A 15,435-nucleotide genomic window follows, 5' to 3' on the forward strand; every position below is an offset into this window, starting at 1 on the left:
GTCTACGCTTTCAAATGAATCAGCGGGCGTAAGGACGGTGCAAGCCGACCTCGCGATTGAGTTCGACGCCGAAGCCCGGCGCGTCGGAGAGCTTGAGCTTGCCGTTCACCGGAACGGGTTCGCCGATCAGCTGCGGGTGGAACATCGGCACCACCTCGTCGGCCTTCGGGGCCATCATCAGGAACTCGGCGAACGGGCTGTTATGGCGCGTGATGACGAAGTGGTAGCTGTACACGGACGAGCCGTGCGGGATCATCATCACGCCCTTGCTGTCGGCCAGGTTGGCGATCTTGATCAGCTCGGTGACGCCGCCGCACCAGCCCACGTCCGGCTGGATGATGTCGCAGCATTCCATCTCCAGCAGCATGCGGAAGCCCCAGCGGGTGGCCTCGTGCTCGCCGGTGGTGACCAGCATGCCCTTGGGGGCGTTCTTCTTCAGGTCGCGATAGCCCCAGTAGTCGTCGGGGCTGAGGGCTTCCTCGATCCACTTCAGGCCATACTCGTGGGCCTTGTGGGCCAGCTTGGTGGCGTAGTTCAGGTCCAGCGACATCCAGCAGTCGAACATCAGCCAGAAGTCCTCGCCACAGCGCTCGCGCATGGTGGCCAGTTCCTCGATGTTCTTGCGCAGGCCTTCCTCACCCTCGGCCGGGCCGTGGTGCAGGGGCATCTTGCCGCCGATGAAGCCCATCTGCTTGGCCAGGTCCGGGCGCGCGCCCGTGGCGTAGAAGGTCAGCTCGTCGCGCACCTTGCCGCCCAGCAGGGCGTAGACCGGCTCCTGGCGCAGCTTGCCGAGCAGGTCGTAGAGCGCCAGGTCGACGCCCGAGATGGCGTTCACGACCAGGCCCTTGCGGCCGTAGTACTGGGTGGAGAAGTACATCTGGTCCCAGATCTTCTCGACCTCGGTCGGGTCGCGGCCTTCCAGGAAGCGGGCCAGGTGTTTTTCGACGATATAGGCGGCCGGCTCGCCGCCGGTGGTCACCGCGAAGCCGATCGTGCCGTCGGCGGCCTCGATCTCGACGACCAGCGTGCCCAGCACGTTGATGCCGAACGACTGGCGGCTCTGACGATATTCCGGGTAGCGCGACATCGGCGTGGCGATGTGATCGTCGATCCAGTGGCCTTCGCCTTGGTCATGATAGTCGGCGCCGCCCCCTCGGACCACGAACGCACGCACATGCTTGATGACCGGAAACGCCATGGACGACGAGGCTCCAACCTTGGGGCGGTCGCTTCTAGCGCCGCCTGGGGACAAGGGAGATGCGCTTGCCGGAAGCGTTCCGGCAGGCCCGTGACGCCGCCTTTAGACCGCGCCTACCTCCCCAACATAACCTATGTCACGCTATCGGTTCGCGAGGCCGGCGCGCTCGTACAGAGTCGCCGTCGTTCCGCTTGCCTTGCGTTCCACAATATGAGAGGTAGTGCTACAAAATGAAACCAGCGTCAAGGGGAGCGGAACCGGTGGCGGCGGACGAAAACGCGACGACCAAGTCTCCCAGCGGCAGCCAAACCCTGTTCCGGGGCCTGGATCTGCTGGATGTGGTCGCCGAGTCCGGGACCATCGCGCTGCCAGCCCTGGCCAAGCAATTGGGCCTGACCCGCAGCACGACTCACCGTCTGGCCACGGCCCTGGTCGAGCGCCGTCTGCTCTCGCAGGCGCCGCGCGAAGGCTACAGCCTGGGCAGCAAGCTGCTGGAGCTGGGCTATCTGGCCAGCCAGCAGATGGACCTGCCGCGCATCGCGCGTCCGCACCTGGAAAAGCTGTGGGAAGAGACCGAGGACACCGTGCACCTGGGCGTGCTCGACGATGACCGGGCTCTGTATCTCGACAAGCTGACCGGCCGCCGCCGCATCAACATCAGTTCGCGCGTGGGCGATCGCCAGCCGGTCCGCTCGACCGGCCTCGGCAAGGCGCTGGTGCTGGACGAGACCGAGGACCGCTGGCGCACTCTGTATCGCTCAGAAGGCGCGGCCCTGCCGGGCGCTCCGGACGAGAAGCAGTGGATCGACTGGATGCGCGACTACTCCAAGCGCGGCATCGCCTTCGACCTTGAAGAGAACGAAGACCGCATCCGCTGCGTGGCCGCGCCGATCCGTGGGGCCTCGGGCCAGATCGTCGGCGCGATCAGCGTCTCGGGCGCGGCGCAATACATGGACGACGGCCGCATGACCACGCTGGTCGACGACGTGCGCGACACGGCCAACGCCATCGGTCGTGACCTGGGCTGGAACGGAAAACGGCTGGCCCGCTGATGAGTAATCTAAAGAGGTAGTTATGCTGCTGAAGGACAAGGTGGTGCTGGTGACCGGCGCCTCGCAGGGGATCGGCAAGGCCGCCGCGATCGGTTGCGCCCAGCACGGCGCGGACGTGGCGATCAACTACCACTCCGACGAGGCCGGCGCCGCCGACGCCGTCGCCCAGATCGAGGCGCTGGGTCGTCGCGCCATCGCCATCAAGGGCGATGTGGCGAACGTCGAGACCTCCAAGTCCTTCGTGCAGTCCGCCGTGGATGCGTTCGGCAAGGTCGATGTGTTCGTCAACAACGCTGGCATCTGCCCGTTCCACGCCTTCCTCGACATGCCGCCCGAGGTCATGGAGCGGACGATGAAGGTCAACCTGTTCGGCGCCTACTACATGGTGCAGGCGGCGGCCAACCAGATGGTCAAGCAAGGCAATGGCGGCGCCATCATCGCCGTCAGCTCGATCAGCGCCCTGGTCGGCGGCGGCATGCAGACGCACTACACGCCCACCAAGGCCGGCGTGCACAGCCTGATGCAGTCGACCGCCATCGCCCTGGGCAAGTACGGCATCCGCTGCAATTCGGTGCTGCCGGGCACCATCGAGACGGCGATCAACAAGGAAGACCTGGCCGACGTCGCCAAGCGCGAATACATGGCCGGCCGCATCCCGCTGGGCCGTCTGGGCGAGCCTGACGACCTGGCTGGCCCGATCGTGTTCCTGGCCTCGGACCTGGCCAAGTACGTGACCGGCGCGGCGCTGCTGGTCGACGGCGGCGCCTTCGTGAACCTGCAGTAGTCCCGTGATCGTCTCGTCCACGACGGACTTCCGCGAGGCGGCGCGGCGCAAGCTGCCGCGCTTCCTGTTCGACTATATCGACGGCGGCGCCTATGCCGAGCGGACCCTGGGTCGCAACGTCTCGGACCTGGCCGACATCGCCCTGCGCCAGCGGGTGCTGAAGGACGTCTCGGCCGGCGATCCCTCGACCACGCTGTTCGGGGTCAAGCAAGCCCTGCCGGTGGCCCTGGCCCCGGTCGGCCTGACGGGCATGTACGCTCGTCGGGGCGAGGTGCAGGCGGCGAGGGCAGCGGCCAAGAAGGGCGTGCCGTTCTGCCTGTCGACCGTGTCGGTCTGCGATGTCGACGAGGTCAGCAAGGCCTCGTCCGCGCCGATCTGGTTCCAGCTCTACGTGCTGCGCGACCGGGCCTTCATGCGCGACCTGCTGGCCCGCGCCAGCGCGGCGGGCGCGACGGCTCTGGTCTTCACGGTGGATATGCCCGTGCCCGGCGCTCGCTATCGTGACGCGCACTCGGGCATGAGCGGCCCCAACGCCGCCGCGCGCCGCATGGTGCAGGCGATGTTCAAGCCGCAATGGGCCTGGGATGTCGGGCTGATGGGCCGTCCGCACACCTTGGGCAATGTCGCCCCGGTGCTGGGCGCCAATTCTGGCCTCGAGGACTTCATGGGCTGGCTGGGGGCGAACTTCGACCCGTCCATCCAGTGGAAGGACCTGGAGTGGATCCGCGACCTGTGGAAGGGCCCGCTGATCATCAAGGGCGTGCTCGATCCCGAGGACGCCAAGGCCGCCGCCGACATCGGCGCGGACGGGGTCGTGGTGTCGAACCATGGCGGCCGTCAGCTGGACGGCGTGCTGTCCTCGGCGCGGGCGCTGCCGGCCATCGCCGAGGCGGTCGGTGACCGACTGACCGTGCTCGCCGACAGCGGCGTGCGTTCGGGCCTGGACGTGGTGCGGATGCTGGCCCTGGGCGCAAAGGGCGTGCTGCTGGGCCGGGCCTTCGTCTATGCGCTGGCGTCGCGCGGCGAGGCGGGCGTCACTCAGCTCCTGGACCTGATCGAGAAGGAGATGCGCGTGGCCATGGCCTTGACGGGCGTGCGCGACGTCGCCTCGATCGACCGGTCGATCCTGACCGAGCTAGAGCGGTGATCGCCGCGCTGGCGATGGCCATGGGTGTCACGATCGTGACGCCAGCGCCCCCGCGGGTGGTTATCGCCAGCGACTCCACCGCGGCCAACTACGGCCCGTCCCAGTATCCGCAGATGGGCTGGGGCATGGTGCTGAAGTGCTCGCTGGAGCCGGGCGTCGAGGTCGTGAACCTGGCACGCGGCGGCCGCTCGACCAAGACCTTCATCGAGGAAGGGCTCTGGGACCAACTGCTGGCCCAGCTGAAGCCTGGCGACACGGTGCTGATCCAGTTCGGCCACAACGACGCCGACACCAAGAAGATCGTCCGCTTTACCGACCCGAACGGCGCCTACGACGTCAATCTGCGCCGCTTCGTGGCCGATGTGCGGGCCAAGCAGGGCGTGCCCGTGCTGGTCACCCCGATCGCCCGCTGGCTGTGGGAGAACGGCGCGCCCAAGGACGCCCACGCGGCCTATGCCGCCACGATCCACCGCGTGGCGGCCGACCTGAAGGTCCCGCTGGTTGATCTGGACGGCGACATGATGGCGGCGCTGAAGGCGAGGGGACAGCTGGCCTCGCGCGGGCTCTATCTGCAGTACCAGCCCTATGACGGCGTCGCCCGCTTTCCCGAGGGGATCAAGGACGACACCCACATCAACGAGCAGGGCGCGCGCCTGGGCGCGGCGCTCGTCGCCACGCGCTTCGCAAAGCTGAAGTTGCCGCTTTCGCGCTACGTCCATCCCGCGCCGCTGGACAACCAGGCCCGGCTTGGCGGTCCGAGCTGCCCCTGAAAGAAAAATGGAGCGTCCCGGGAGGGAGACGCTCCATAGGCCGGCACGGGGGATGGCCGGTGAAAAGTGCGCAGCGGCGCCCGAGGAGGCGACAGACCGCTGACAGAGAATATCTCAAAATATGAGATATCATCCGATATAATGAGATTGCTTGACAGCTTGCCGGGTGTCAAGCCAAAGGTGCGAGAGAGCCTAAAGTGGCCTGACCAATGGGAGGTGTCGTATGTCGAGCCCGTTCCGGCCCGTGCCGTTCGCTTGCGCCATCCTGGCCGCTGTCGTCCCGGCCCAAGCCATGGCCCAGCGCGCCGAATACATCTTCAACGACGGCTGGCGGATGGCGACGGGCGAGATCGCCGGCGCCGAGAAGCCCGACTTCGACGACGCCGCCTGGAAGGCCGTCACCCTGCCGCGCGCCTTCAACGAGGACGAGGCGTTCAAGGTCGACATCCACGACCTGAAGGGCGGCATCACCTGGTACCGCAAGCGCTTCGTCCTGCCGGCCGGCTTTGAGAGGGCCTTCCTGGAGTTCGAGGGCGTGCGCCAGGCCGGCGACGTCTATGTCAACGGCGTGCTGGCCGGCGGCCACGAGAACGGCGTCACGGCCTTCGGCGTCGACGCCTCCAAGCTGCTGCGGCCCGCGCCGTTCGAGAACGTCGTGGCCGTGCGCGTCGACAGCGACTGGAAGTACAAGGAGAAGGCCACCGGCAGCGGCTTTCAGTGGAACAACAACAACTTCAATGTGAACTACGGCGGGATCCACCGCGCTGTGCGGCTGCACCTGACCGGCGGCCTGCACCAGACCCTGCCGCTGTACGCGAGCCTGGGCACGACGGGCGTCTACATCTGGGCCGACGACTTCGACATCAAGGGCCGGGCGGCCACCGTCCACGCCGAGTCCGAGGTCCGCAACGAGACCGACCGGCCGCGCACGTTTAGCTATCGCGTCACTGTTCGTGACGTCGACGGCAAGGCGGTCGGTGAGTTCGCCGGGCCGACGGTCACCCTGGCGCCCGGCGAGACCCGCGTCGTCTCGGCCAAGCAGCGCCTGTCAGGCCTGAACTTCTGGAGCTGGGGCTACGGTTATCTCTACGCGATCGGCACGTCCCTGGTGGAGGATGGCAAGGCGGTGGACGAGGTCACGACCCGGACCGGCTTCCGCAAGACCAGCTTCGGTCAGGGCATGGTCCGACTGAACGACCGGGTGATCCAGGTCCACGGCTATGCCCAGCGCACCAGCAACGAGTGGCCGGCCCTGGGCACCGACATTCCGCCGTGGATCAGCGACCTCTCCAACGCCCTGATGGTCGAGAGCGGCGGCAACCTGGTGCGCTGGATGCACATCACGCCCGCCCGCCAGGACGTCACCTCGGCCGACCGCGTGGGCCTGTTGCAGGCCATGCCCGCCGGCGACGCCGAGAGCGACGTCACCGGCCGTCGCTGGGATCAGCGCAAGGAAGTGATGGCCGACGCCATCGTCCGTTTCCGCAACAACCCCTCGATCGTCTTCTACGAGGGCGGCAACGAGAACATCAGCGACGAACACATGGCCGAGCTGAAGGCCATCCGCGACAAGCTGGACCCGCACGGCGGCCGCGCCATCGGCTCGCGCGAGATGCTGTCCAGCAAGGTCGCCGAGTACGGCGGCGAGATGCTCTACATCAACAAGAGCGCCTCCAAGCCGGTGTGGGCCATGGAGTATTCGCGCGACGAGGGCGCGCGGAAGTTCCAGGACGACTTCACCCCGCCGTTCCACAAGGACAGCCCCGACTACAACCGCAACCAGGATAGCCACGCGGCCGAGAACGTCCGTCGCTGGTACGACTACTGGCGCGCCCGGCCGGGCGGTGGCGACCGGGTCAGCTCGGGCGGCGTCAACATCGTCTTCTCCGACAGCAACACCCACTTCCGCGGCGACAACAACTACCGCCGCAGCGGCGAGGTCGACGGCATGCGCCTGCCGAAGGAGGGCTTCTACGCCCACCAGGTGATGTGGGATGGCTGGGTCGATGTCGAACGACCGCGCAGCCACATCATCGGCCACTGGAACTATGCGCCGGGCACGGTGAAGAACGTGCTGGTCGTCTCCAGCGCCGACAAGGTGGCGCTGGTGCTGAACGGCCGGTCGCTGGGCTTCGGCAAGAAGAGCGATGGGTTCCTGTTCACGTTCCCGCAGGTCGCCTGGATGCCGGGCAGGCTGGAAGCGGTCGGCTATGACGCCAAGGGCAGGGTCGTTTCGCGCCACGCCGTCGAGACCACCGGCGAGCCGGCGGCATTGCGCCTGACGCCGCGCACGGGTCCGGGCGGCTGGAAGGCCGACGGCGCGGACCTGGCGCTGGTCGATGTCGAGGTCGTCGACAAGCAGGGCCGCCGGGTGCCGACGGCGCTGAACACGGTCAGCTTCTCGACGACGGGCCCGGTGGAGTGGCGCGGCGGCATCGCCCAGGGCGACAGTTTGGGCCGCAAGCCCGCGCCGCCGGCCTCGACCGAGCCCGAGAAGGCCGCTGGCGCCGACCAGGTGACCAAATTCCCTGGCGCGTCGCGATCGGACGATAACTTCATCCTGTCCAAGACCTTGCCGGTCGAGGCGGGGATCAACCGCGTGTCGCTGCGCTCGACCCGGGAGGCGGGGAAGGTCGTGGTCACGGCCAAGGCTGAAGGACTGCCGGACGCCTCGCTGACCCTCGACGTTGCCGCCTCGCCCAAGGCCGATGGCCGCTGGCCCGTGGGTGACGACGCTCTGCCGGTCAGTCTGGTGCGCGGTCCCACACCGTCGACGCCGTCTTTCAAGCCCTGGCGTGTGAGCGTGCGTCCGGCGCAGACGATCGCCGGGTCCAACGCCGACACGGTCGCCTTGGCGATGGACGACGACGAGATGACCCACTGGGCCAGCGACGGCCAGCTGGCCAACGCCTGGATCGAGTACCGCCTCGATAAGCCCCAGGTGGTCGACGAGCTGGAGCTGAAACTGATCGGCTGGCGCCTGCGCTCATACCCGTTGCGCATCACCATGGACGGGGCGGTGGTCTATGAGGGCACGCCCGCCAAGAGCCTGGGCTACGTGGTCTTGCCGCTGAAGGCGGTGAAGGGCTCGCGCCTGCGCATCGCCCTGACCGAACCGACGGTGGATCGCGACGCGTTCGGTAAGATCGTCGAGATCACCGGCGCGCGCGCCGGCCTCGATACAGGGGCCGAGAAGGTGGCTGCCGGTGGAAGGCTCGGCATCATCGAGGCCGAGCTCCACCGGCGGGTGAAGTAGAGCGCCGAGGCGGGGGCCTTACGGCTGCGCCTTCGCCACCTCGACCGCGTAAACTTGGCTCTGGCCGTGCATGTTCGACCTGAACACCAGCCACTTGTTGTCCGGCGTGAAGTTCACGTTCGGCTCCAGGCGGTAGTCATGCTCGCGCATGTCCACCAGGCGCTCGGAATCCAGCACGCCCGGCGCGATCAGGTGCTCCGCCCCCGGCGCGTGGATGCCCGCGACGTCCGGCACCGTGCGCGGCTTGAGCAGCACGATCCACTTGCCGTCCGGCGCATGGGCGACCATCTCACTGTCGCCGCCGTCGCCGGCGAACAGCTTGCCGTCCGATGATGAGTTGAAGTGCACCGACCAGTCATTGCGCTGGACGTGCATCCAGTTGCGCTTGCCGGTGGCGACCTCGTAGCCGGCGACCCAGAAGTCCTCGCCGCGCGGGGTCTGCAGGTCGTACCAGACGGTCTTGCCGTCGGCGCTGAACCACTCGTGGCCGGCGATCTCCATGTTCATGGTCCGGGTGTGGATCTTGACCGGCTGGTCGCCCGCCTTGTCCGTCCGGATCAGCCACAGGCGGTCGACCTTGTGCCAGGGACCCTCGTGGCAGAACATCAAGAGGCCCGGATCGGTCGGCGAGAACTGCAGGTGGTTCAGCCAGTCGGTGGCCTGGTGGACGATCTTGCGCTCGCCGGTCACCGTGTTGATCGTGAAGATCTCCATCGGGATGCGGCTGTCCAGGCGGGCGTTCAGCTGCACCTCGCGGCCCTCGGCGTAGGAGAGCTCCTTGCCGTCGGCGCTCTTCACGTCGTCGGGATTGCGGGGCAGGGCGTCCATCATGTTGGGCGGGATCGGCACGTCGTTGCGCACCACCACCCCGGCCAGCAGGGTCTCGTCGGCATTGATGGTCTGCAGGGAGCCGCGATCCATCTTGGCGACTTCGCGGACCGCCTTGTTGTAGGGATCCACCGCCATCACGGCCTTGGGGCCGCCGGGGTTATCGGTCAGCGACTTCTCGTAATAGACCGAGCCGGTCTTGCGGCCGACATACAGCAGGCGGACCTTGCCCTCGACGATCTTGGTCAGGGCGCGAGTCTTCAGGTCCATGGCGACGATCCCGGTGGGCGTCGCGAAGACCAGCCGGTCGCCCTTGGGCGTGTAGCCGTTGTAGTTGAAGTACAGGCTGGAGCTGCCCGGTTCGCGCGACAAGCGGACGATCCGGTGGCCGGTGGTCTTGTCCACCCACTCCAGCGGCGGCTCGGGCGCGCCGGGCTTGCCCAGGGTCATGACGTCCTGGGCCGAGGCTCCGCCGACCAGGAGAAGGGCGGCCAGACCGCCAAGAACGAACGACTTCATTGGGACGCCTTACGAGTGACGATGGCCGTGGGCTTGGGCTGTTTCATGCCTTCGCCCAGGTGGAAGCTGGTGTGCGGCGGCTGATTGTAGGCGGTGTTCTGCCAGGCGATCGAGACGCGGTACTGCGGGTCGTGCATCAGCGTCACCAGGCGCCGGTCGGTGGGGTAGGGGGTCGTGTAGATCCGCAGGGAACGGTTGTCCTCGGCCCGCCAGATCACTTCCTCGCGCCAATCGCCCAAGAGGTCGGCCGACAGGGTCGGGGTGGCCTTGGTGCCGTTGTTGCTGGTCATGCCCTCGGCGGTCAGCAGCGGCTCGGTTTGGCCAGTCTTCCAGTCCCATTTGCTGATCTGGTTTTTGTCCAAGAGCTCGCGTAGGGGATCGCCGTCCCACCAGACCGCGAAGTTGGTCTGGCGCGGATGCTTCACGCCGTCGATGGCTTTGCCCTGGGCGGTGTAGAGCGACTCCGAGTTCGTGCCCCAGGCCTCGTCGCCGGGGAAGCGCGGGTCGATGTCGGCCGCCAGGCCCCGGCCGGTGTCCTTGTCAGTGGGCGTGCTCCACAGGACCTTGCCGGTCTTGGCGTCCAGCATGGCCGCGCCGATGCCGCCGTTCATGCGGGGGCTTTCGTGGACGCCGAACTTCTCCAGGCCCGGATGGGTGGGGTCCAGGTCGCCGACATGCATGGCGTCGCCGTGGAACAGGCGCGCGCTCCACAGGCCCTTGCCGTTGTCGTCGACGGTCATCGAGCCGTAGACGATTTCGTCGCGGCCATCGCCGTCGACATCGGCGACGCTGAGCTGGTGATTGCCCTGGCCGCCGAAGGCTTCGTTGCCCGGCGCGGCGCTGTCGAAGAACCAGCGCGGGGTCAGCTTGCCATCCCGGAAGTCCCAGGCCGCCAGGGTCGAGCGGCCGTAGTAGCCGCGAGCCATGACGATGCTGGGTCGCTGGCCGTCCAGATAGGCGGTGCCGGCCAGGAAGCGGTCGGAGCGGTTGGCGTAACCGTCGCCCCAGATCTCGGTCATCTGCTCGACGCTCGGCGCATCGGTGCGAGGATCGCGGGGAGGGGCGTAAGGGGCGCTGGCCAGGGCCTTGCCGGTCGCGCCTTCGAAGACGGTCAGATATTCGGGGCCCTTGAGGATGCGACCCTGGACCTTGGCGACCTTGGTCCCGTCCGGCTGGACGAAGGCGCCAGTGCGGTCGGCCTGGGGGCGCTCGCCGCCGCTTTCGCGCCAGTCGGCATTGGCGTCGCCCAGCACCTTGCCGGTCCCGTCGATCGTACCGTCGCTGGTGCGCACGGCCAGCTCGGCCTTGCCGTCGCCGTCATAGTCGAAGACCTGGAACTGGGTGTAGTGCGCGCCGGCCCGGATGTTGCGGCCCAGGTCGATGCGCCACAGACGCTTGCCCTCCTGGGTGTAGGCGTCGAGATAGGCGTCGCCGGTGTAGCCGCCGAAGGCGTTGTCCTTCGAGTTGGTCGGGTCCCACTTCAGGATGATCTCGTAACGGCCGTCGCCGTCCAGGTCGCCGACGCTGGCGTCGTTGGCGGTGTAAGAATAGGCCTCGCCCGTAGGCGTCACGCCGGCCGGCGGCGGATCCAGCGGGATCGACAGATAGCCGTCGGTCCAGACCTGGGCGGGGCGGCTGGCCGCGCCTTCCTTGCCCTTGGCGATCAGGCGGACCGTGTAGGCGCCCGCGCCGGTGGTCTTGTCGACGAAGTCGGTGCCGCCGCTCAGCGGCTTGGCGTTCAGCTTCTTCCCATCCTTGTAGAGATTGAAGGTCGCGCCGGCCGGGTCGTCGCCCAGCAGGCGCCAACTGACCAGCACCCCGCCGTCCTTGGCGGGGACGGCGACCACGCCGCGATCCAGTGATTCCATCCAGCGCGGCGCGGCATGGGCCGCTCCCGTCGCCAGCAGCGCGACCATGCAGGCGGTCGCCACAAGCGTCTTCTTCCTCGGAGCCATGAACGCGCCCTCCCTGAAAGCCCTGTGCGATCCCAGGCCGCGCGCAGCGGCTTCTTAGAATCCACGCCCGCGAGGGCGTGTTTCAGGATCGCTGAGGTTTACATCACGAAACCTACGTTATGTCTTCCCACAAATTGCGTTGACATCTCAACATATGGCACTACGGTATTTGTACTAATAATGCGCCGTCGAGTCCGGTGCGGTCCCTCGGGGCCGCCTTGGCTCGGGAGGCGTGCGGAGCCGCGTGGGGACGGGGCTCCGGCCATACAGGGAGGGACACCATGCAGCTCACACGGGCTCGCCGCCGCGCGGCCGCCGCCACCGTATCGATCCTGGCCTTGAGCGCCGGCATCGCAATGACCCAGCCAGCCTCGGCGCAATCATCAGCGCCCGCCAAAGCCGCCGGCGCCGAAGATAACACCGTCGAGGTGATCGTCGTCGGCGCTCGCGCCTCGCAGCAGTCGTCGATCCAGCGCAAGAAGCGCAGCAAGACGGCCCAGGACTCGATCGTCGCCGACGACGTCGGCTCGTTCCCGGACAGCAACGTCAACGAAGCCATGTCGCGCATCGCCGGCGTGGCCATCGAGCGTAACGGCTTCGGCGAGGGCGACGGCTTCGCCATTCGCGGCAACGGCGCCGACCTGACCCGCGTCGAGCTGGACGGCCTGGGCGTCGCGGCCTCGGGCTTCAGCCTGGCGGCTGGCGGCGGCGATGGCCGCTCGGCCGACATGCGCGAACTGCCCGCCGAGATGATCAAGAGCCTGGACGTCATCAAGGGCCAGACGGCCGACATGACGCCCGGCGGCCTGGGCGCCACGGTGCAGATCCAGACCCGCACGGGCCTCGACTTCAAGAAGCCCTTCATCTCGGTGCGCGGCGCGGCCGCCGGCAACACCCTGTCCAAGAAGTACGGTCCCGAGATCGGCGTCGTCGCCACGCGGAAGTTCTTCGACGACCGCCTGGGCGTGATGGGAAACATCAACTCGACCAAGCGCTACAACGACAGCCACGCCCTCAACAGCGCCGGTTCGAACAACCAGCAGGGCTATACGCGCTTCGCCGACTTCGACAATTCGCCCGACAAGACCTGGGCCTTTAATCCCGCGGCGACCAATGGTCCCGACGCTAGCACGCCGGTCGGCACCTGGGCCCTGGCCAGCGGTTCGGGCAATTTCAACGCCCCGACGCCGCTGGACATCGTCACCAAGTCGGCCAACGCCAAGACCAAGGCCGACTGTCTGGCGGCCTTCCCGCTGCTGACCGACGCCCAGCTGAATACGATCTCGCCGGGCACCAGCAACGCCAACCGCCAGGCGGCCCAAGCGGCGATGATCAACTCGCAGATCAGCTGCCTGAACCAGTGGAACGACTACGCGCCCAACCTGATCCGCGACCAGAACTGGTCGCAGTATGAGAAGCGGTTGGAGTGGGACCTGCGCCTGGACTACCGCGTCACCGACAACCTGACGATCTTCGGCAAGTATCAGGTCGCCAACCGCAGCCAGCATGAGGACAACCGCCAGCGCACGCGCGGCGGCATCACCTCGCTGGGCGTGGCCACCGCCAATCAGGTGACCTCGCCGCTGGTGACCAACACCTTCTATCCGACCGGCACGATCAACCCGCTCTCGCCGGTCGCCGGCTCGGGCTACTACATCTACAACAGCGGGATCCCGACGGGGGTGTCGGCGATCGACACGACGCCGGGGACGGTGGTCACCAACAACTCGTTCCCGATCTACGGCATCGCCGCCAACGTCATTCCGAGCTCGGTGAAGGTCGATAGCGCCCACCACCTGACCTCGTTCGACATCACCAATGCCGCCATCGGCATCGACCACATCGAGAACACCCAGGACTGGAAGACCAACTACCTGACCTACGGCGCCGACTACAATCGCGGGCCGCTGAACGTCGAGTTCCGGGGCGGCCGCACCGAGGCCAGCTACACACGCTACGACCGTCGTTTCGCGCGCAGCTACACCTACGGCAACGCCACCATGACGGCGTTGGAAAACGGCATCTGGGACATCAAGACCCCGGCCGGTTTCGACGAAACCAACATGACGAACTTCGTGCAGATGCTGGCCCCGACGGCGCCGGGCATGGCCAGCTACAGCGCCTTGTCGCGCCTGCAGTGGAACCCGCGGATCGTCGAGAGCGGCGAGGACCAGTACAAGCTGGACGTCAGCTATCTGACCGACGGCAAGATCCCGTTCTTCACCCGCTTCAAGATCGGCGGCTTCTATCGCGAAGCCAACACCGACTCGTGGGGCGCCGGCGGCTACACGCCCTCGGCCGGGGTGTTCGTGCCGACCATGGCGCTGCGCAGCGACGTCCGCGCCTGCGAGAACACGCCCACCACGACGGCGGCCAATGCCTGCGTCTACGGCTATGCGCCCAACCCGACCACGGGCAACACCTTCCTGTACGGCATCGAGACGGTGCCGCAGGCCAAGCTGATCTCGATCTTCCAGAACAGCCTGCAGGACAACTCGGGCGCCTTCATGAAGGGCTATGAGGGCACCAAGGGCCTGACGGTCTGGGACAGCATCGACGTTCCCAAGGCCTTCAGCGAACTGGCCAGCGCCGCCAACTACAACTTCGATTGCGTGAAGTCGTGCAAGGGCAGCGACGGCAAGGTCTACGACCAGCCGGTCAACAAGGCGCTGGAGAAGTACACGTCCTGGTACTGGATGGCCGAGTTCGAGCAGCAGCTGCCGCTGAACATGGAGCTGAACGGCAACCTGGGCATGCGCATGCTGAAGACCCAGGTGTCGGGCTCGGGCTATGTGGGCCTGACCTATACGCTCAAGACTCCGGCCTTCAACGCCGCCGACCCGACCAATCCGTTGGGATTCACTAGCGCCACCTTCACCAAGCCGGTCAGCATCAACCGCGAATATACGGGCTGGATGCCGGCCTATAACGCGGCCCTGTGGACCATCCCGGACAAGCTGGTGATCCGCTATTCGTGGGCCAAGACGATCGCCCCGCCGCCGCTGAACCGCCTGTTCCCGGCCGGCTCGTGCACCTATGACGAACGCCGCGAAGGCTTCCAGGACAGCGACGGCAGCGAGCAGGACATGGCCTGCGCCAACACCTTCGGCAATCCGGACCTCAAGCCCTATACGGCGACCAAGAACAACACCTCGATCGAGTGGTATCCCAACCGCGACACCTCGTTCAGCCTGGCCTACTACCGCCAGAAGGTGCGGATCGGCGCGCCGGTCCAGGTGCCGCTGAAGAACGGCAACATCTTCGCCGGCAGCGACGAGGTTGTTCCGGGCACCAACAAGAAGCTGTCCGACTACGAGTTCGGCGTGAACACCTTCATCAACGGTCCGGGCTATGTGCAGTCGGGCTGGGAGTTCGTGGCGCGGACGGCCTTCACGTTCCTGCCGTGGGAGTTCAAGCACACGGGCGTCGACTTCAACATCTCGACCACCAAGTCGGGCACGGCGGCGGCCTATATCGATCCGCTGACCGCGGAGTCGCTGGATCCGGCCGGCCAGTCCAAGTACTTCGCCAACCTGGTGCTGTGGTACGACGACAACGTCACCAAGATCCGGATCGCCTACCAGACCCGCGACCGGGTGCTGACCTGCATCTCGCCGTGCACCTCGACGGCCAGCTCGCCGGTCCGCAATTCGCCGAACACCAATGTCGGCAACTTCGTGGGCTTCCCGTACAATCCGGGCGAGCCGCTCTATTCGGAAAAGTACGAGTACCTGGACGCCAAGATCTCGCGGAAGATCAATCCGAACCTCGAGATCTATGCCGAAGGTCGCAACCTGCTGAACGCCGCGCGTCTCAGCGTCGGCTCCGAGCGGGCCGGCTTCGCCAACGCCCCGAACCCCTGGTCGGTGCAGTACGGCGGCTCGCGCTTCGCGATCGGCTTTGTCTACAAGAACTAGTTGGGAGTA

Annotated in this window: 9 protein-coding genes; 6 read left to right on the forward strand and 3 right to left on the reverse strand. The window is 66.9% G+C overall.

Annotated features, from left to right (window positions below; all coding sequences use genetic code 11):
- Positions 1-19: 19 nt before the first annotated feature.
- Positions 20-1,198, reverse strand: a complete 1,179-nt coding sequence (gene rhmD, locus AC07NF_RS00420; protein WP_492811682.1) for an L-rhamnonate dehydratase — start codon at positions 1,196-1,198, stop codon at positions 20-22.
- A gap of 230 nt (positions 1,199-1,428) precedes the next feature.
- Between rhmD and AC07NF_RS00425 the strand changes: the two genes are divergently transcribed.
- The 5 genes from AC07NF_RS00425 (at position 1,429) to AC07NF_RS00445 (ending at position 8,207) form a co-directional block, all read left to right on the forward strand.
- Entirely contained in the window at positions 1,429-2,250 is an 822-nt protein-coding gene (locus AC07NF_RS00425) for an IclR family transcriptional regulator (RefSeq protein WP_454716866.1), read from the forward strand.
- A gap of 22 nt (positions 2,251-2,272) precedes the next feature.
- Positions 2,273-3,034, forward strand: a complete 762-nt coding sequence (gene lra1, locus AC07NF_RS00430) for an L-rhamnose 1-dehydrogenase Lra1 (protein WP_494632571.1) — start codon at positions 2,273-2,275, stop codon at positions 3,032-3,034.
- 4 nt (positions 3,035-3,038) lie between these two features.
- Positions 3,039-4,181, forward strand: coding sequence for an FMN-dependent L-lactate dehydrogenase LldD (gene lldD, locus AC07NF_RS00435; RefSeq protein WP_494632567.1), 1,143 nt, complete (start codon positions 3,039-3,041; stop codon positions 4,179-4,181).
- Positions 4,178-4,951 carry a rhamnogalacturonan acetylesterase gene (locus tag AC07NF_RS00440; protein ID WP_494632562.1) on the forward strand — a complete coding sequence of 258 codons (774 nt, stop codon included), beginning with the start codon at positions 4,178-4,180 and terminating at the stop codon, positions 4,949-4,951. The genes lldD and AC07NF_RS00440 overlap by 4 nt, the downstream gene beginning before the upstream one ends.
- Before the next feature lie 223 nt (positions 4,952-5,174).
- Complete coding sequence (locus tag AC07NF_RS00445) at positions 5,175-8,207, forward strand: DUF4982 domain-containing protein (protein WP_494632560.1); 3,033 nt, start codon at positions 5,175-5,177, stop codon at positions 8,205-8,207.
- An 18-nt stretch (positions 8,208-8,225) separates the two neighbouring features.
- Here AC07NF_RS00445 and AC07NF_RS00450 read toward each other — a convergent pair whose 3' ends face one another.
- Both AC07NF_RS00450 and AC07NF_RS00455 read right to left on the reverse strand, forming a co-directional pair.
- Positions 8,226-9,554, reverse strand: a complete 1,329-nt coding sequence (locus tag AC07NF_RS00450) for an oligogalacturonate lyase family protein (protein WP_494632558.1) — start codon at positions 9,552-9,554, stop codon at positions 8,226-8,228.
- Complete coding sequence (locus tag AC07NF_RS00455; protein WP_494632557.1) at positions 9,551-11,509, reverse strand: rhamnogalacturonan lyase; 1,959 nt, start codon at positions 11,507-11,509, stop codon at positions 9,551-9,553. The genes AC07NF_RS00450 and AC07NF_RS00455 overlap by 4 nt, the downstream gene beginning before the upstream one ends.
- A gap of 281 nt (positions 11,510-11,790) precedes the next feature.
- Here AC07NF_RS00455 and AC07NF_RS00460 point away from each other — a divergent pair, with 281 nt between their 5' ends.
- Positions 11,791-15,426, forward strand: a complete 3,636-nt coding sequence (locus tag AC07NF_RS00460; protein WP_494632554.1) for a TonB-dependent receptor plug domain-containing protein — start codon at positions 11,791-11,793, stop codon at positions 15,424-15,426.
- Positions 15,427-15,435: the final 9 nt, after the last annotated feature.

This window comes from Caulobacter sp. GW821-FHT10A06 (genome assembly GCF_059415805.1).